The 17,355-nt window shown below is 61.3% G+C and carries 16 protein-coding genes and 1 tRNA gene; 11 read left to right on the top strand and 6 right to left on the bottom strand.

Going from position 1 to position 17,355, the window contains the following annotated elements; genetic code table 11:
• Positions 1–335 precede the first annotated feature (335 nt).
• Complete coding sequence (locus tag CYD53_RS13080) at positions 336–1,229, top strand: HNH endonuclease (RefSeq protein WP_103718617.1); 894 nt, start codon at positions 336–338, stop codon at positions 1,227–1,229.
• Positions 1,230–1,513: 284 nt separating this feature from the next.
• Positions 1,514–2,317 (top strand): IclR family transcriptional regulator, encoded by an 804-nt coding sequence (locus CYD53_RS13085; protein WP_103718527.1) that lies wholly within the window; start codon positions 1,514–1,516, stop codon positions 2,315–2,317.
• 71 nt (positions 2,318–2,388) lie between these two features.
• Here CYD53_RS13085 and CYD53_RS13090 read toward each other — a convergent pair whose 3' ends face one another.
• A complete protein-coding gene (locus tag CYD53_RS13090; RefSeq protein WP_103718528.1) occupies positions 2,389–3,717 on the bottom strand; it encodes an MFS transporter in 1,329 nt (442 codons plus the stop codon).
• A 293-nt stretch (positions 3,718–4,010) separates the two neighbouring features.
• Between CYD53_RS13090 and CYD53_RS13095 the strand changes: the two genes are divergently transcribed.
• Both CYD53_RS13095 and CYD53_RS13100 read left to right on the top strand, forming a co-directional pair.
• Entirely contained in the window at positions 4,011–4,820 is an 810-nt protein-coding gene (locus tag CYD53_RS13095) for an MBL fold metallo-hydrolase (RefSeq protein WP_103718529.1), read from the top strand.
• 33 nt (positions 4,821–4,853) lie between these two features.
• Entirely contained in the window at positions 4,854–5,774 is a 921-nt protein-coding gene (locus CYD53_RS13100; RefSeq protein ID WP_103718530.1) for a ComEC/Rec2 family competence protein, read from the top strand.
• A 26-nt stretch (positions 5,775–5,800) separates the two neighbouring features.
• Here the strand turns inward: CYD53_RS13100 and CYD53_RS13105 are convergent, their stop codons facing one another.
• The 3 genes from CYD53_RS13105 to CYD53_RS13115 all read right to left on the bottom strand — a co-directional run bounded on the left by CYD53_RS13105 (position 5,801) and on the right by CYD53_RS13115 (position 8,605).
• Entirely contained in the window at positions 5,801–6,448 is a 648-nt protein-coding gene (locus CYD53_RS13105; RefSeq protein ID WP_103718531.1) for a GntR family transcriptional regulator, read from the bottom strand.
• Between the two features lie 66 nt (positions 6,449–6,514).
• Entirely contained in the window at positions 6,515–7,306 is a 792-nt protein-coding gene (locus CYD53_RS13110; RefSeq protein WP_103718532.1) for an IclR family transcriptional regulator, read from the bottom strand.
• A 6-nt stretch (positions 7,307–7,312) separates the two neighbouring features.
• Complete coding sequence (locus tag CYD53_RS13115; protein ID WP_245928216.1) at positions 7,313–8,605, bottom strand: CaiB/BaiF CoA transferase family protein; 1,293 nt, start codon at positions 8,603–8,605, stop codon at positions 7,313–7,315.
• Positions 8,606–8,802: 197 nt separating this feature from the next.
• Here CYD53_RS13115 and CYD53_RS13120 point away from each other — a divergent pair, with 197 nt between their 5' ends.
• The gene (locus tag CYD53_RS13120) at positions 8,803–9,723 is read left to right on the top strand and encodes a hydroxymethylglutaryl-CoA lyase (RefSeq protein WP_103718534.1); all 921 of its coding nucleotides are present in this window, start codon (positions 8,803–8,805) and stop codon (positions 9,721–9,723) included.
• A 15-nt stretch (positions 9,724–9,738) separates the two neighbouring features.
• On the opposite strand, the gene CYD53_RS13125 is transcribed toward CYD53_RS13120, so the two are convergent.
• Entirely contained in the window at positions 9,739–11,685 is a 1,947-nt protein-coding gene (locus CYD53_RS13125; RefSeq protein WP_103718535.1) for a TRAP transporter large permease, read from the bottom strand.
• A gap of 259 nt (positions 11,686–11,944) precedes the next feature.
• Here CYD53_RS13125 and CYD53_RS13130 point away from each other — a divergent pair, with 259 nt between their 5' ends.
• From CYD53_RS13130 to CYD53_RS13155, 6 genes are all read left to right on the top strand, one after another.
• The gene (locus CYD53_RS13130) at positions 11,945–12,949 is read left to right on the top strand and encodes a TRAP transporter substrate-binding protein (RefSeq protein WP_181011845.1); all 1,005 of its coding nucleotides are present in this window, start codon (positions 11,945–11,947) and stop codon (positions 12,947–12,949) included.
• A 105-nt stretch (positions 12,950–13,054) separates the two neighbouring features.
• The gene (locus tag CYD53_RS13135; RefSeq protein ID WP_103718536.1) at positions 13,055–14,092 is read left to right on the top strand and encodes an amidohydrolase family protein; all 1,038 of its coding nucleotides are present in this window, start codon (positions 13,055–13,057) and stop codon (positions 14,090–14,092) included.
• Entirely contained in the window at positions 14,092–14,394 is a 303-nt protein-coding gene (locus tag CYD53_RS13140; protein ID WP_103718537.1) for a NifU family protein, read from the top strand. The genes CYD53_RS13135 and CYD53_RS13140 overlap by 1 nt, the downstream gene beginning before the upstream one ends.
• A gap of 72 nt (positions 14,395–14,466) precedes the next feature.
• Positions 14,467–14,880, top strand: coding sequence for a GlcG/HbpS family heme-binding protein (locus tag CYD53_RS13145; RefSeq protein WP_181011846.1), 414 nt, complete (start codon positions 14,467–14,469; stop codon positions 14,878–14,880).
• Between the two features lie 124 nt (positions 14,881–15,004).
• Positions 15,005–15,718: an oxygen-binding di-iron domain-containing protein gene (locus CYD53_RS13150; RefSeq protein WP_181011847.1), complete on the top strand. Its 714-nt coding sequence runs from the start codon at positions 15,005–15,007 to the stop codon at positions 15,716–15,718.
• Positions 15,715–16,704, top strand: a complete 990-nt coding sequence (locus tag CYD53_RS13155; protein WP_103718540.1) for an MBL fold metallo-hydrolase — start codon at positions 15,715–15,717, stop codon at positions 16,702–16,704. The genes CYD53_RS13150 and CYD53_RS13155 overlap by 4 nt, the downstream gene beginning before the upstream one ends.
• Positions 16,705–17,238: 534 nt before the next feature.
• Here the strand turns inward: CYD53_RS13155 and CYD53_RS13165 are convergent.
• Positions 17,239–17,313 (bottom strand) — tRNA-Gly (locus CYD53_RS13165).
• Positions 17,314–17,355 lie beyond the last annotated feature (42 nt).

Consider the following 17,355-nt stretch of genomic DNA (forward strand, 5'->3'; position numbering starts at 1 on the left):
GATGTCACCGCAAGAGATCAAGGCGAAGATCACCGGAGCCTTTCGGAAGGCGCTGGCGGATAGGCACATCTACCGTTCCCGTGTGGGCAAGGGCTCGACGACGTCCTTCGTGGCGCCAGGCTGTATGGCCGGGATGCTGAAGTTGATTTCGTGCGGGCGGCCGGTCAGCGGCAGACAGCTGTGAAGCCGCCAGCGTCCTCGAAGACTTAAGTCGATTGTTTCGCGTGCTGCCAATATCCGCTTCCAGGCTGGCAGCCAAAGTCAACTCTTGGCGCTACCGAAGCAGGTTATCGGATCGGTCTCGCCAACTCTGAATGTCGCGCTATAAGGTGTTCATGGCCTTCGGCGTCTTCATCCACCGTCACGATTCGATCTACGACGACAGCCCTGCCGAACGCTATCAGTTCCCGCGCCAATATCTTGGCCGCGTGCAGGCCTGTGTTGGCGGCTGGATCATCTATTACGAGCCGCGCAAGGTCACCGAGACGCGCGGCTATTTCGCCGTAGCAAAGGTTCAGCAGGTGATCGCGGACCCTGCCGCGCCTGACATGTTCATCGCGATCATCGAACCCGACAGCTATCTCGACTTCGCCCGTCCTGTCCCGTTCACCGATGCCAATGGCGTCGTCGAGCGCGGCGTCCTGAACGAGCAGGGGCGGATATCGGGCCGAGCCCAGGCAGCCGTGCGACCGATTTCACCAGTCGACTTCGACCGTATCCTGGCTCTCGGCCTCGACGAGCACGAGACATTGCTACCGCGCGTCGATCAGCCCCTGTCCGGCTTTGCCGAGGAGCAGGCGCCTTTCGCGTTCGACCAGGAGCGCGAGCGGCTGACGCTGATCACATCGCGGCTGGTCCGGGATCGTGTGTTCCGGCGTGTCGTCCTGCGCGCTTATGACGAGCGCTGCGCGGTGACCGGGCTGAAGCTCATCAATGGCGGCGGGCGTGCCGAGGTCGCGGCCGCCCATATTCGACCCGTTGCAGCACATGGTCCCGACATCGTCAGCAACGGTATCGCCCTCTCGGGCACGGCCCATTGGATGTTCGACCGTGGCCTCATCAGCCTGTCGGACGATCTCGACATCCTGGTGTCGCGGCAAGCCAACGACCCGGATGGCATTCGCAGTTTCATCAACAAAACGGGACGCGCCGTCGCGCCGATGAGGACGCATGAGCGCCCGCACCCACCTTTCCTGAAATGGCACCGCGAGAACTGCTTCAAGCAGTGAGGTCTTGCGATAGCATCTGGGCGCGGCATCTCCGCCGGAAACGATGATTGGCGACGATCATTACGCGGTAATTGCCTCTGAATTGGAGGCAGTATTCAAAGTCTAATTTTACGATTCAACGCGGGGCGTTCACTTTCTTGACGCCGGAATCGAACGTCGTGGGTGCGGTACGTCGCTCGCGTCATGAGAAGGATTGCTGCGTTCGCGGCCGATTGTTATCCTTTTAAATTGGAGCCCTCGCAGATTGGGCCCAGGGCGCCTGTTTGGCGCAACGGGAGGTCGGAATGGTTACTCAATCAAACAAGTCAATCGCGAAGGCGTTTCGATTGATCGAGATTGTGTGCTCAGAAAGCGGGCCGATTTCGCTGCGGCATATCGCGTCCAAGGCCAACCTGTCGCTGCCGACAACTCATCGCCTGCTCGGCACGCTCAAGGCGGTAGGCGCGCTGCAAGCGACCGGGGACGGAACCTTCAAGCTCGGCGAGAAGCTTGTCGGGATCCACGCGTCGATCTCCGACAATATTCATCAAGTCCGCAAGATTGTGGAATTGCAGCTCAAGGATCTGCTCAGCAAGGCTGGGATCAGCGCGCGATTGAGCATGCTCGACGATGGCGAGTTGGTCATCATGGCTGGGAATGACAGCGGTGTGCACCAGAAGATGCGCAGCACGATCGGCTATCGCTACGAGGCCTATTGCACTGCGCCTGGAAAGTTGCTCCTGGCTGCGCTGAGTATCGACCAGCTGAACGCGTATCTGAATGAAGCGCCGCTGGTAAGGATAACTCACAATACGATCTGTGAACCTCGGCGCCTCCTGGACGAGATCGCGCACATCCGCACTGTGGAATATGCGCTGGACGATCAGGAATTCATTGAAGGCGTCCGCTGTATCGCAGTACCCTTGAAGGACAAGTCTGAACGCACTGTTGCGGCGCTCAGCATTGCTGGAGAACAGCTCGGATTGCGCGATCTGTCCGCTTTGATCCCGCAATTGCGCCAGAAAGCGAGCCTCTTGTCGGCACAGCTACGCGAACTCCCGCGCGGAATGAGCACTTTGCTGGATATCGAGAATCTCGAGGTCGCCTAATCCGCCGCCAGCTGTCGGCATGGCGTCTTCGCCCGCCGACAGCTGTACTGCTGGCATCGCGTCGCGAGGCCCTATTTCGCGGATTTGTCGATTTCGCCAGGCATCGCCAGAATGATCAGGCCTGCGACGAGCGGGCCGATCGAGAGACACAGCAGCGCGGTGTTGAAGCTGCCGGTCAGATCGCGCAACCAGCCGACCAGAAAGGGGCCGATAAACCCTCCTAGATTACCGATCGAGTTGATCAGCGCGATGCCGCTGGCGGCCGCAAGTCCTATGAGATAATTGCCGGGGATGCACCAGAACACGGGCAAAGCCGCATAGACGCCCATCAGTGCAACGCATAGTGGCAGGATAGCCAGCCAATGCGTGCCGATCGACGCCGCGACCGCCAGGCCTCCCGCTCCCGCAAAGCAGGCCAATGCGAGATGCCAGCGCCGCTCGCGCTTGCGGTCGGAACGTCGCGGCCAGAGGATGCAGGCGGCGGCGGCAAGTCCATAGGGAATCGCGATCACGAAGCCAACAGCAAGATTGCCGAGACCGAAGGTGCGAATGATCTGCGGCAGGAAGAAAGCGACGCCCAATGTCCCGATCACGAGCATCAGATAGCAGATGGTCAGCGTCATGACCTTGAGTGAACGCAGCCCGTCCCACAGGCTATCAGAACCGTGCTGCGCCACCACCTTCTCTTCCGCTGCGATGGTGTCCTCGAGCCATGTTCGCTCCTGGGCTGTCAGCCATTGTGCATTTGCCGGCCGATCGGTGAGGTACGATAGCGTGACGAATGCGAGCACAATGGCCGGCAGGCCTTCGAGGATGAACATCCATTGCCAACCACGCAGGCCTAGAAGTCCGTCCATTTCCAGCAGCAGCGTCGAGATCGGACCCGCCAGAACTGGAGTTGCGGGCGCGGCGATGATGAAAAGACCAAGCGCCTTGCCGCGATAGGCCTTGGGAATCCAGTAGGTCAGATAGAGGAACATGCCTGGGACGAACCCGGCTTCGGCAAAGCCGAGCAAAAATCGCATGACATAGAACGCCTGCGGCGAGTTGACCCAAGCCATCGCGACGGAGACTGCGCCCCAGGTCAGCATGATCCGGAAGATCCAGAGCCTTGCACCAAAGCGGTGCAAGAGCAGATTGCTCGGGATTTCGAAGATGAAATAGCCGACGAAGAAGATGCCCGCACCGAAGCCGTACATCTGGGCGGTAAAGCCGAGATCCTGGTTCATGGTCAGCGCAGCGAAGGATATGTTCACTCGATCGAGCTGGTTGACGAAGTACAGCAGCGCCATGAAGGGCAGCAGCCGCCAGATCACCTTGCCGACAATGCGGTCGGCGGTCGCGCTGGCCGCGGGCTCCGCGACGGCGTCCGTGTCGATGTGGCTCGCAATCGAACTCATGTCTTCCCCCTAATCGCGGATCATGGCGGCCGCTGTCATGGCGCCCCTCTCCGCGTCTGCCTGGCGGCAGACAAGGCGGAAGATGCGTCTAGGTTGGATCGACGCATGTGGCCGTGGCATCTGCAATCGGGATGTTTGCCTGTCTCACTTGTTAAGACTGCCGCGTAGAAGGCTTGCCCGATCGGCGATGTTGGAAATCATCGGAGAGGAAAGCGTCGCGAGCCCGGCTCGACAGACCCGCCAGCTGCCGCACGCCGATATGCCTCGAGAATGGAAGCCGAACGGGAAGCGCCATGATCATCAGCAAGCCCGTCGGCGGGAAAGCCGAGCTTCCACGCCTGATCACACCGAGCCTTCTCTGGGCCGGCGGCTGCATGGAACTAGAGCTCGACGGCGAGCTCGTGCATTCGCATTTTGGCATGTATGCAATCAAGGGCTCGCGCAAATCGATCCTCATCGACACCGGGCACCCCAGCCACGCCGATCTGATCGACAAGGCCCTCGATGAATTCGTCGGGGAGGCCGGGATCGACTATATCTTTCCGACCCACGGCGAGTTCCCACATTTCGGGCTGATGCCGAAATGGCTGGTCAAATATCCCAATGCCAAGATCGTCGGCGACGTTCGTGACTACGATCTGTACTATCCTGAATTCGCCAATCGACTGGTTCAGATCGAGGCCGGGGGAGCGATCGACCTTGGCGATCGCAAGGTCGTTCTGGTGCCGGCAATCTGGAACGACCTGAAGGATACGCTCTGGGCCTTCGACACCGGCGACCGGGCGCTCTTCGTGGCCGACGGCTTCTCCGTCACCCACCACCACATGCCGGGAGCCTGCGGGCTGACCGCGGGCGAACAGCCGATCCCCGATCGCAAGATGGTTCGGCTCCTCTCTGAGCTCGCCTTGCAATGGACACGCTATATGAACCCGTCCGAGACCTTCGCAGCGCTGGACGGGTTGATCGACATCGTGCGACCGCGCTTCATCTGTCCTGCGCACGGCTCCGTCATCGAAGCGCCGGCGCAGATGCTGCCACTGATCAAGCAGGGCATGGCACTTCCGAGCGTGACCAATCCGATTTCGCCTTCCCGGCTCCCGTAACGGCTCGGGCATTTCTTGGAGACTGATGCGGCAATGACCATGGCCATCTCCCTCCCGTCGCGGCCGCAGCCGCCCGTGCGCCCGAGCGCTGTCACGGACATCTGCGATGGCCGGATCTTCGCGGTCAGCGGTTATGTTCCGGCGGCGCGGCCCGCCACCTGGATACTGTCCGGGCTGGAGGGCCACCTCGCCGTGTCCTGCTATGTCCTGATTGATGGCGGACACGCCATGATTATCGATACTGGCCTCGCGGCGCATCGCGACGAGGTCGGCCGCAGTATCAGCTGGCTTCTGGCTGACTGCCGCAGGCGCGAGCTGATCATGACGCGGCGGGAACCGGATGCGATCATCAATCTCCCGTTCCTGGTAAAGGAAGTTGAGCTGGATGCCGTCTTCTGCGGAGGAGTGCTCAACCCGCTCGACTTCTTCGAGCGAGTTGATCAAAAGAGCCTCGAATCGCACGTCAGCGCGATTGCTCACGCTAGTGTCGAGTGGGCGAAACCTGGCAGCGCGCTCCCGATCGGAGCCCTGAGCCTGGAGATCCTTCGCACCACCGTCGTCGTGCTGCCGAAGACCCATCTCTACGAACAGCGCACCGGCACGCTGTTCGGGTCGGACACTTGGGGCTTCTTGTCCCAGCTCGGCACCAGCTCGCTGGATATTGTGACAGCCTGGGACGAACGGCTGTCGCGGGGGTCAATCGCCCGCTATCTCCGACACAAGTTTGACTGGCTTTGCGGCATCGATACCTCTGTGATCGAGGCTGATCTCGCGCTTTTGAAGCAATATGATATCCGGCGCATCTGCTCGACATATGGCGGGGTCATCGAGGGTGCTTTGCTCGCGAGCCGCGTGATCGACGAAACAATCGAGGCTGTACAGCTGCTCTCGCGCGAGCCCATTGTAGACCGCCTCAAGGGCTTCGACAGGACCATCTTCGAGGCTGCGCTGTAAAGGGGTGAGCCGCCCCCTCGAACGGGTCAGGTTTCGTCGCTGTCAGCGATCACGACGCTGCGGGCAGCCAGGATATGGCTCTGCATGACGGCGCTAGCCCACGCGCCGTTGCGAGCCCTGAAGGCGGAGACCAGCTCGCTGTGATGCGACATGCTGCGCGCCAGATCGCCCGGACCATAGTTACGGAACGTCATGCCAATGAGATGCGTCTCGACGACCATTGAGATCATCGCGGCCAGGCGCTGATTCATCGAGCCATCGACGATGATGCGATGAAACCGGCTATTGGCCGTGGCTATCGCATCGATGAAGCCAGTTGCCTTGCCCGCAGCGAGATTTCTCATCTGGACGTCTAACTGGTCGAGCTCATCGATAGCCTCTTCCGAAAGGGTGGTTGCGCCCAACTCGGCGGCGTAACTCTCGAGCCGGACGCGGATACCGAAGACCTCTTCCATTGCGCGTCGGCTCCAACCGGTGACGCGCGCGCCCTGATTGGCCACGATGCGGACCAGGCCCTCGGCGTCGAGCCGTCGGAACGCCTCGCGTACGGGCGTGCGGCTTACGCCGAGCTGGATCGCCAAGCCTTCGGCGCGAAGCGGCGTACCGGAAGGGTACGTGCCATCGATGATGCCTGATCGGATGGCCACATAGACGCGTTCGACTGCTTCTGCCATGTCGCCTCTGGCAAGGAACTCGTGTGCCGCTGAAAGATCGCAGTATCGTGCAAGAGAGGGTTCGGCTCAATCCTCGCTGTACAAAGTCAGGATGTCGCCAAACTTGGCCGAACGGGCGAGGGTCTGTTCGATGGCACGTGCGGTTTCTTTGAGACGACCGACGATCTCAAGCGTGGCACGCTGCGGCAACCTGCTGGCGCTGTCACTGACGCTGAGGGCGCCGATCGATGCACAAGCGCGATCCCGAAGCCCCACTGCAACGCCCCTGGTTCCCTCGCGATACTCCTCATTGTCGGTGGCATAACCGCAACGGCGGATCTGCCTGATCTCGCTGGCGAGTTGCGCCGGAGCGACGATTGTCCCGGGCGTCAACGCGGCGAATGGCGCTTCGGCGATGTATTCCGACAAGAGGTTCGACGACAGGCCTGCGAGCAGCATTTTCCCCGGAGCACTAAAATAGGGCTCGTAGCTGTTTCCGATCTCCGAGACGCCACAGGCGCCGCTCTCTGCCACGGTTAACATGAACGTCGACCGGTTGAGTGCCGCAAGCGTAACCTTGCTGCCCAGATCCCTATGCAGTTCGTTGATCTCGTGCTGGATTTCGGCGCGCATGTCCTGCTGGCACTGGAGATCGCGCTTGCGTAGCGATGCGATCATCGCGCCAAGCTCATAGCCACCGTTGCGCGTCAGCCTAACAGCGCCAACCGATTTGAGCGTGCCGAGGATGCGATGCGTCGAAGCCAGCGAAAGGTCGGCTTCGGCCGCGAGCTCGCGCAGCGAGCGCGACTGCGCCGAGGCGCAGACGATGGCGATGATGTCGAAGGCCTTGACAATTGACTGATTGGTCGGCGTCGCCATGGCAGATCAGGCTCCGCTCGGCGCAAGCAGATCGCCTCGAGCCCTGGCGGCGTCCATTTCGGCAGGCTGCTTTGGCGGCAGCGGGCTCGCCGAAACCACGCCGAGTCGGAATAGCCGGCCGAGCTCGGCTTCGTCGAGCCCAAGCAAGCCGCCCAGGATCGCTTGGTTGTGCTCGCCGAGCTCAGGGCCGAGTGAGTGGACAGATCCTGGTGTCTCGGAAAGCCGGGGAAAGACGTTCTGCATTGCGAGATCGCCGAGAATCGGGTGGGTCAGCCGGATGATCGCCTCCCGCGCGGCGAAATGCGGATCGGCAAGCATTTCCGGAGCCCGGTAAATCCGTCCAGCGGGCACGCTGTGCGTCTCGAGCAGGGCCTCCAGATCGCCGGCGGCGAGCGTCGCTGTCCATTCCGCTAGAAGGCTGTCGAGCTCGACCTGGTTGGCCCCGCGTGCCCCATGTGTAGCGTAGCGTTCGTTCTGCGCCAGCTCCGGACGGTCCATCGCCGTGCAGAGGCGAGCGAACACCGTATCCTGATTTGCGGCGATGAGGATGTCGATGCCGTCGCGCGTCGGATAGACGTTGGAGGGAGCTATGTTGGGCAGCATTGAACCGGTGCGTTCCCGCACATAGCCGGCGCTGGCATATTCGGTGACCAGATTCTCTGTGATGGCGAGCACGGACTCGTAGATCGCGCTGTCGACGATCTGGCCCCGGCCGGTGGTCTTGCGTGCATGCAGCGCGACCAGGGCACCCAGGCAGCCGAAAGTCGCGGCGAGGGTGTCGCCAATCGAGAAGCCGACACGGCTGGGCGGCGACTTCGGATCGCCGACCACGTAACGCAATCCGCCCATGGCCTCGCCGATGGCGCCGTAGCCGGCCCGCTTCGCGTAGGGTCCGGTTTGTCCATATCCGGAGACCCGCACCATTATCAGACCGGGATTGACGGCCGAGAGTTCGTCATAACCCAGATTCCAGCGCTCCATGGTTCCCGGCCGGAAGTTTTCCACCAGCACATCTGCGCCAGCGATGAGCTCCCTTGCCAGTCGCTGGCCTTCCGGCTGGCGCAGGTCGAGCGTTACCGATTGCTTGCCCCGCGCAAGCACAGGGAACCACAAAGATTTCCCATGCGGTTTTTCTCGCCCCCACACCCGCATCGGATCGCCGCCGGCCGGGGGCTCGATTTTGATTACTTGCGCCCCGAAATCGGCGAGGAGCTGCCCGCAGAATGGGCCTGCGATGAGCTGTCCCATCTCGATGACGCGCAAGTTTGAAAGTGGGCCGGATCTCGGATTTGTCGTCACTGGCGGCTCCATAGTCGGACCAAGCTTCCCAATATTGGATGCAATAAATAGCGCGTCAAAGTGAAACCTGTTGCGTCTCACATTCTGAGAATAAGTATTTTGTTGTTTTTACAAATAGTTATGGCATTTACGGTGTCCTTGCCCTGCCCGGAAAGAAAACTCAGCAGCCACCATTGCATGCAAAATTGAGATTCGAGATGCAGAACATCGATATTGTCGAGGTTGCGCCCAGAGATGGGTTGCAGAACGAGGGCCGCACCTTTGCAACCGATGACAAGGTTCGGCTTTGTGAACTCCTGCTCAGGGCGGGCGTCCGCCGCATGGAGGTCTCCAGCTTCGTGAATCCGCGCCTGGTGCCGCAGATGGCAGATGCCGAAGCGCTTTTTGCGCGCATCCCGCAACGTCTGGATGCCGAGCTCATCGGGCTGGTTCTCAACCGGCGGGGCTTTGAGCGCGCGCTTCTCGCCGGCGTGCGCAGCATCAACGTCGTCGTGCTGGCTTCCGAGAGTTTCAGCCGTCGAAACCAGGGCAGCACGATCGCTGACTCACTGGCCGTGTCGCGCGAATTGTCTGATGAAGCCCGTCGCGCCGGCATCCGCTACTCTGTTACGATCGGCGCTGCGTTTGGTTGCCCGTTTGAGGGATTGGTCCCGCAAGGCCGTGTACTGGAGATTGCCGGCCGGCTCGCCGCCGACGGACTCGATGAACTCACCCTTGCTGATACGATTGGTGTTGCCGACCCTGGGGCAGTAGAGGCCTTCGCTGTCGCGCTGGAACGGGAAGCGCCGGGCGTCAGACTAAGGGGCCATTTCCACAACACCCGCAATATCGGACTCGCCAATGCCTACGCCGCCGTCCGTAGCGGCTTTTCCGGGCTGGACAGCAGCCTTGGCGGGATCGGTGGATGCCCATTTGCTCCTGCGGCGACCGGCAATATCCCTACTGAGGATCTCTGGTACATGCTTGAGCGGATGGGCATCGCAACCGGGCTCGACGGCGAAGCGCTGATCGCGGCCTCATCATGGTTGGCCGATCGGCTGGGCAAGCCAGTGCCCGCCATGTTGGGGCGGGCCGGACTCTTCCCTCCGAAGCCCGGCGTTCCGCCCGGGCTGGTCTGATGCGACAGTCACGCCTCATCGGCTGAGGAAGCCCGTGGAAATCCAGGGCACGGCGGCGACAATCGTCACCCCCAGGATGAGGACACCGAGATAGGGCCAGATACGCAGCATGCCCGCGCTGGGATCGATCCGGCTGATGGCGCAAGCGGTATAATACCCCACCCCGAAGGGCGGCATGTAAAGCCCTACCCCCATCGCGAGCACCGCCACCATCGCATATTGAACCTCGTGGATGCCCATCGAACGTGCGATTGGGAAGAGCAGCGGCCCAAAGATCACGAGCGCGGGGATGCCCTCAAGCAAGCTGCCGAAAACCACGAAAAGCAGAATCGACATCGCCATGAAGCCGGCGGCTCCGCCCGGCATCGAGGTGATGCGGCTTGCGAGGTCCTGCGAAAAACCGGTCTGGGTCAACGCCCAGGATACGGCATTGGCAGCGCCGAGAATGATCATGATCGCGCCGGAAAGAGTAGCCGACTCCTTGAGCACTTCGTAGAAGCGGGCAAGATCAAAGCGGCGATAAACGACAAGCGCAGCGACAAGGATGTAGACGACGCCGATCGTTGCGACCTCGGTGGCAGTGGCGACGCCCTCAACGACTGCGGTGCGAATGACGATCGGCAGGATCAGGCCCGGAATTGCCGCGAAGAAAGCTTGCGACGTCGTCGCCCAGGTAGCGCGGACCGGCATGCTGAGATTATCACGGCCCGCATTGTAACGCGCGACTACGCACATGAGCAGGGCCAGAGCCAGCGCGGGCAGGAGCCCAGCGGCGAAGAGCGAACCGATCGAGACGCCGGTCACGACGCCGACAGTGATCAGCACTAGGCTTGGCGGAATGGTCTCGGACATGGCGCTGGCTCCGGCCAGCAACGATACGAGCTCGCTGTCAGGCACGCCGCGTCTCCGCATTTCTGGGACCATGGCAGGAGCTATCGCTGCCATGTCGGCCGCCTTGGCGCCCGAGATGCCAGAGACGAGATACATTGCCCCCAGCATGACAAAGGACAGACCGCCACGCAGGTGGCCGACGAGAGAGGCCAGAAAGGCGATCATCGAGCGGGCCATGCCGGTCATCTCGAACATAAGGCCCAGCACGATGAACATCGGCACCGACAGCAGGATCAGATGCGACATGCCGGCCTCGAAGCGGCCAACGACGATGCTCATCGGGATCGAGGTGGTCCAGTTTAGGAACGCAAGCGCGGCGAGTCCGAAAGCAAAGGCGATCGGCATGCCGATGAGGACGCAGGCGCTGCCGGCCACGAGAAAGAACAAGACCAGGTCGTAGCGTCCGCCTGTCGCAAGGCTCAACCCATAGAGTGCCGCGGCCGCCGCGGTGACGCTGGCTAGTGCTATCAGCAATTCCGCCGCGTTGCCCCGCGCTCCGATTACGACCTGCGCGAAGGACACGACCGCAAGCAAGGCCAGGCCAACATTCATGGCGCCCGAACGCCACGCGTCCGAAATGTGCAGCATCGGGTTGATCGAATAGTAAGCGTCCTCAAGATGCTCACCGGAGGCCATCAGCATCCAGCCGAGCATGACGAAGATGAGTAGACCGGACGCAAGTTTAAGCACGGTCTTCGTGCGCGGGCCCGCACGCCGTTCCATCGCTGTTAGGCGCAGATGTCCGTTGCGGGCAAGCGCGATGATCGAACCCAGCATCGTCAGCCAGACGAATAGGAAGGAGGCGACCTCGTCGGACCAGTGTAACGGCTGGTTGAAGACATAGCGGGACGTCACGCCCGCGAGCAAGATGCATGCAATGGCCAAGGCAATGCATGCAGCCAGATGCTCAGCGAAGAAGGTGATTGCGCGCGAGAGTTTCGCCAGCACGTCGAAGCCGACGGGAACGGACCCGGAGGGCAGCCTTGGCGGGAGTTTCGGCTCTGCCTCAGGCCGGTCGATTGGAGTGGAGGGGAGCTTTCCTGCTGTCCCGACGGACACATCGTCCTGCATGATCGCTCATCCTCCCCCAATGGGCAGCGTCGAGCCGCACCATGGCGGCCAGCCTGCCTGTTTGCGTTCAGGCAATCGGTGGGGGAGGCGTGCGGCAAGGCCGAAACCCGCGGCGTCTCGCTGCGTGAGACGAGCCGCGATTGCCGGTTGCGCGCCGTGGCACGAGGGCGATGCTTCAAGACAGAACGGCGAACCTGGCGTCGGCCGATGCGGCGCAGTCGGGAGTTACGCCGCGCATCGTGATCTCGGGAGGTCGAAAGTGAAACATTCAAGACGTCTGTTCGTCGCCGGCTCGGCGGCGACCATCTTCGCGGGATTGTCGGTCGGGCGCCTTCGCGCCGCCGAATTCACCTACAAGTTAGCGACCGACCTGGCGCCCGACGATCCGATGAATGTCCGCTTTGGCGCGGCGATCCGCGCAATCGAGCAAGACACAGGCGGGCGACTGCAGATTCGGCTCTTCCCAAGCAGCCAACTCGGCACCATCACGGAGGAGTTGAACCAGGTGCGCAACGGCGCGCTCGAGTTCTATTGCTGCGGCTACGGTAATCAGATGCCGATCGCACCGCTGGCGGGCATCAATTCGCTCGCTTTCGCTTGGAGCGATTACAACAAGATCTGGCCTGCCATGGACGGAGAGCTCGGCGCGTTTCTAGCCGCCGAGGTCGCCAAGGTTGGCACGATCCAGCACGTCGGGCGGGCGTTCAACGTTGGGTTTCGTCAGATCACGTCGGGAAATCGCGTCATCCGCGAACCTGGCGATCTCAAGGGCTTCAAGATTCGCGTTCCACCTGCGCCGATCCTTTCCAGCTTGTTTTCCGCACTCGGCGCCTCGCCGACGAGCCTGAGTTTCGGTGAACTATATCCCGCGCTGCAGACAGGGCTCGTTGACGGTTCGGACAATCCGCTCTGGACCCTGAACTCGATGCGGATCCACGAAGTCCAGAAGAACATCACCATCACCAACCACAGCTGGGATGCCTTCATCCCGGTGGCCAATCGGCGCGCGTGGAGCCGCCTTCCCGACGACGTGAAGGAGGTCGTCGTCAAGCGGTTCAGCGAAGCGGCGCTCGGTCAGCGCGAAGATATAGCCAAGGCCGAGGCGAATGCGGAAAAGGCTCTCGCCGGCAACGGCGTGGCCATTCACCGGCCGGCACCCGGCATGTTCCGCGAGGCGCTCGGCAAGACCGATTACTACAAGAGTTGGCGCGAGAAGATCGGGCCTCAGGGCTGGGCTGTGCTGGAGAAGACCGCCGGCGTCTGAGTGTTCCGCTTTGCGAGACGGGCGGGTCTTCCCGATTGACGTCAGCATTGGAAACGGCACACTCTGTAATACAATTACAATAATTCGAATAGAGAGGGACTCTTCATGTACGACGATTATTTCATCTTCGACAATGTCGTTCACATGTTCGACAACCGAACCTCCAATAAACTGGGGGAACCTGGCCGGAAGATGATCGATTCTATCTGGGGAGCCGCGAAATTATACTCGAAAGGCCCCTATATCGCCCACCCTGATTTCGGGGAAGGGCATATTGAGCCGGCGGAGGCGCATCGAATCCTGTTCGAGGAGTCCGACACCGACATGGCTGTCGCCCAGACCGTGCCGCTGATGGGCTGGTTCAAGGAAGGGTTCTCGCCTGCCCGCGCCAATCACGCGCTGGCATCCGCTTATCCGGATCGCGTCGTCTTCTGCGGCGGCGTCGACCCGCTCTATCACGGCAGCCGCGGCGCGCTCGACGAGATGCGCCGACAGAAGGAAGAATGGAACGCGATAAGCTTCAAGTTCTATCAGTCGCAACTCAACGGTTCCGCCTGGCGAGCCGATGACCGGCACGTGGCTTATCCGCTCTGGGAACAGGCGCTCAAGCTCGGCATCACCAGCGTCCAGTTTCACAAAGGCTTCCCGTTCGGCCGCCAGTTGCTGGAACATCAGCGGCCGAACGATCTCGAGCAGGCCTCGATCGACTTTCCCGAGCTGACATTCATCATTCACCACCTGGGCATGCCTTTCGTGGACGATACGATCAACATCGCGTCGCGGCACGAGAACATTTGGGTGGCGCTGTCGGCCTGGATCAACATCTATCCGATCCAGCCACGGGTCGCGATGGACATGTTGGGCAAAGCGCTGATGTTCGTTGGCGCGGACCGCCTGCTTTACGGCTCGGAAGCGTTCGTCTGGCCGTCGCTGCAGCCCTATATCAAGCTTTTCGCGGACATGCAGATGCCCGAGGATCTACAGGACGGCTACGGCTATCCCGAGATCACGCGCGAGATGAAGCGAAAAATGTTCGGCGAAAATCAGGCGCGTCTTTTCGGAATCGACGTCGAGAAGAAGAAGCTCGAACTCAGGGCCAAGAAGGCCGCGGCAGGGACGGCGGCAGCTGCTGCAGCGTACTGATGTCGCGGCTTTCGGGAGAGCCGGTCCGGTCGCTGGAGAATGCTGTCGACGAGGCATTGGCTGGGATCCGGGCCAAGCTGCGCGCCCATGCAGGTGATGTCGAAGTGGTTTCGATATCACCTGAGGGCGACGTCTCGCTCGCTTTCACAGGGACCTGCATATCTTGCCCGGCGCAGGCACTAACCTTTGGTTCAGCGGTTCTGCCTGTCGTCGAATCCGTCGCGGGCATCGGCGCTATCAGGGTCGAAGGGATGAACGTGTCCCCCGCCGCGATGCGGCGCATTCGGGCGATGGCCGGCTGACGCCGGCCTGCCACGTTTCTGATCTTCGCATATCCGTTATCGAGGGAAGGGTGTCTCATGAGTAGCATTGTCATGCGCGCGATCGACAGCGCGACCGCCATCAAGGCCGCGCAGGGCGCGGCAGAGAAGGCCAAGGAAATCGGCGTGGCCGTGTGTATCGCGATCTATGACAGCTCGTCGCAGCTCAAGGCCTTCGTTCGCATGGACAATGCGCCGATGCTCGCGGCGCAGATAGCCGAAGACAAGGCCCATACCTCGGCGAGCTTTCGCAGCCCGACACATTCGCTCTTCGAGTGGATTCAGAAAGATCCTCCGTTGCTGCACGGCATCACCCAATACCCGCGCTTCATCGTCTTTGGAGGGGGCTATCCGATCATGGAGGGCGAAGAACTGATTGGCTCAATTGGCATAAGCGGTGGTCACTATTTGCAGGACATGGAGTGCTGCAAGGCCGGACTCGCCGCGATCGGGGCTTCTGCGCCCTGACGAGACGCAAAGCCACTCGCGTAGCAACCAATGAGGACTGCCAATGGCGTGCCCCTCCTGCGACCGGCCGACCGGTCGCTTCCCACGCAGGCTGAGCGACACTCTGCTCTGGACGGGAGGCTGCTTGAACATCGATTATCACGGACGCAACGTGCACTCGCATGTGTGCACATATCTCGTTCTGGGCTCGGAGAAGACCATGTTGGTCGATACGGGCAACGCCTACGATGCCCGGCGCCTGGAGAGCGACATATCTCGTTTCCTCAACGGCCGGCCGCTCGATTACATCTTTCCGACCCATGGGGAGCTGCCCCATTGTGGGCTCCTGACCAACTGGATGGATCTCTATCCCGAAGCTCTCGCGGTAGGCGCCTTGCGGGATTTCGCCCTCTTCTATCCAGAGCATGCGCACCGCATGCGACATGTTTCGGCCGGCGAGGCGCTCGATCTCGGAGATCGCCGGATCGTTTTCATTCCCCCTATTTGGCGGGATCTGCGCGACACACTATGGGCGTTCGACACGCTGGAGCGGACGTTGTTTGTCTCGGACGCCTTTGCCTACCTGCACTATCATGAGGAAAGCCAGTGCGACTTGCTCACCAGCGAGCAGCCGTTGCCCGATGTGCGCATGATCCAGTTCTTCAACGAGCGCGCAATGTACTGGACCCGGCACACAGACCCGCAACATAGCTTCGATGATATCGACGAGATGATCAAAGTGCTTGAGCCGGCGATCATCGCCACCGCACATGGTGGTGTCGTCGATGAGCGTGAGGCGATGCTGCCGCTGGTCAAGCTCGGCATGACGGTTCGTCCCCGTGTCGAGGCCGTGCCATGATCACGACCGGCGGCACAGCAGCGCGTCGGCCGGAGCCCGGTGCCGGATTCACGATGCCCGCCTCGGTCGTGGAGATCGCGACAGGGCTCTATGCCGTCGGCGGCGGCATTCCCGCGGAAACTTCGATAAGCTGGATTTCTGAGGGGCTGCGTGGCTGGGTGCCCTTCCAGTGCTACGTGTTTCTCGGCGAGCGGGAAGCCTTAGTGTTGGATAGTGGACTTGGCCTTCACCGGCAGTGCATCGCGGAAGGGCTGGACCGCCTGTTGGCGGGCCGGGGAGCGCCACGGTTACTGGTTAGCCGTTGGGAGCCCGATGCCATGGTCAACCTGCCCTGGCTGGTGGACCGCTATCGCATTCGAGAGGTGCTCTCGCTCGGCGGCATCAATCCGCTGGACTTTTTCGATGGTTTCGACGCCGCGGCCGTACAGTCCAATGCCCGGACTCAGGCCGCACCGGCCGACCTGGTCACGATCGCGCCTGGTGATCGCCTAACCGTCGAGGACTTCGAACTCGAGGTCATCAATCCGAGCTTGCGACTGCTGCTCACGACCTGGTTCTATGAGAGACGTAGCCGCAGCCTGTTCACAGCGGATTCTTTTGGCTTCCTGCCCAATCCGTTCTCGCCCTGGCCTTGGGTGGCTCGCCCGCAAGCACAAGACGTTACTCCGCAGGTCGTCGAGCACGCCTTGGTTCAAAAATTTGATTGGCTCTGCGGTGCCTATTGCGACTCGTTGATCGAGGACCTGCAGCAACTGGCAACGAAGTTCGACATCGAGCGTCTCTGCCCAACATTCGGCGCAACCATTGAAGGTCGGGCAGCGGTCGAGCAGGTTTTTTCGTCTACGGTCGAAGCCTTGCAATGCCTCTCCGGCCAGTCGCGCAGACGCGCATTGGCGGACTTTGACTGGGCTACCGCATTGAGCCCCCAAGCCGTGTTACGACCCGCGGACCTGAGGCCCATTGTTATTCCAAGAATTGCGGTCTGAACCGTTCCTGGTTTGCAGAAGGGTCAGATTCCTGCAACGAGGCGGCAATGACGAGCAAGGCGACGAACGCGGTTGCGGCAGCGGCGCCGGCAAGTGGTGCTGATCCGGCTGAGAGACCTGGATACCGATGACGCGATCCACTTCTCGGTCCGCTCGAACTCACAATTACGGCCTGGTAGCCTTCGCGATCGCACAAGCCTGTCCGACGACCTTGATATCCTGATTTCCCGACAGGCCAAAGACTCCGACGGAGTACACTGTTTTGTCGACAAGACAGCCAGAGCCCTGCCGCCGCTCAAAGCTCACGATCGTCCACATCCGCATTTCCTGCGGCGGCACTTGGAAAACTGCTTCAAACATTAGGAGTTGGCAGGCTGGCCTGGGCGGTCCGATCTGAGATCGGGCCGTAGTTGGAACCGAGATGTAACCGCGGACTTTCGCGGCATTTCAGAAAGGCCCCCGAGGTCCAAGCCCCAAACGCAAAAAGCGCCGGAAAATCCGGCGCCTTTGGCAGTCTTCAGTACTAAGATGTCCTGGAGCGGGAGAAGGGATTCGAACCCTCGACCCCAACCTTGGCAAGGTTGTGCTCTACCCCTGAGCTACTCCCGCGTCCGGACATGGTCGCGTCGTTTCCGGCGCGAGGCCGGCTTA

Source organism: Allobosea psychrotolerans, assembly GCF_002917105.1.
Classification (GTDB): domain Bacteria; phylum Pseudomonadota; class Alphaproteobacteria; order Rhizobiales; family Beijerinckiaceae; genus Allobosea; species Allobosea psychrotolerans.

Excerpts from the sequence above, each read along its gene's own strand:
- CYD53_RS13155 (WP_103718540.1), top strand. The coding sequence starts at position 15,715 with ATGATCACGACCGGCGGCACAGCAGCGCGTCGGCCGGAGCCCGGTGCC.
- CYD53_RS13105 (WP_103718531.1), bottom strand. The coding sequence starts at position 6,448 with ATGGCAGAAGCAGTCGAACGCGTCTATGTGGCCATCCGATCAGGCATC.
- CYD53_RS13100 (WP_103718530.1), top strand. The coding sequence starts at position 4,854 with ATGACCATGGCCATCTCCCTCCCGTCGCGGCCGCAGCCGCCCGTGCGC.
- CYD53_RS13120 (WP_103718534.1), top strand. The coding sequence starts at position 8,803 with ATGCAGAACATCGATATTGTCGAGGTTGCGCCCAGAGATGGGTTGCAG.
- CYD53_RS13140 (WP_103718537.1), top strand. The coding sequence starts at position 14,092 with ATGTCGCGGCTTTCGGGAGAGCCGGTCCGGTCGCTGGAGAATGCTGTC.
- CYD53_RS13110 (WP_103718532.1), bottom strand. The coding sequence starts at position 7,306 with ATGGCGACGCCGACCAATCAGTCAATTGTCAAGGCCTTCGACATCATC.
- CYD53_RS13125 (WP_103718535.1), bottom strand. The coding sequence starts at position 11,685 with ATGCAGGACGATGTGTCCGTCGGGACAGCAGGAAAGCTCCCCTCCACT.
- CYD53_RS13080 (WP_103718617.1), top strand. The coding sequence starts at position 336 with ATGGCCTTCGGCGTCTTCATCCACCGTCACGATTCGATCTACGACGAC.
- CYD53_RS13145 (WP_181011846.1), top strand. The coding sequence starts at position 14,467 with ATGCGCGCGATCGACAGCGCGACCGCCATCAAGGCCGCGCAGGGCGCG.
- CYD53_RS13095 (WP_103718529.1), top strand. The coding sequence starts at position 4,011 with ATGATCATCAGCAAGCCCGTCGGCGGGAAAGCCGAGCTTCCACGCCTG.
- CYD53_RS13090 (WP_103718528.1), bottom strand. The coding sequence starts at position 3,717 with ATGAGTTCGATTGCGAGCCACATCGACACGGACGCCGTCGCGGAGCCC.
- CYD53_RS13085 (WP_103718527.1), top strand. The coding sequence starts at position 1,514 with ATGGTTACTCAATCAAACAAGTCAATCGCGAAGGCGTTTCGATTGATC.
- CYD53_RS13135 (WP_103718536.1), top strand. The coding sequence starts at position 13,055 with ATGTACGACGATTATTTCATCTTCGACAATGTCGTTCACATGTTCGAC.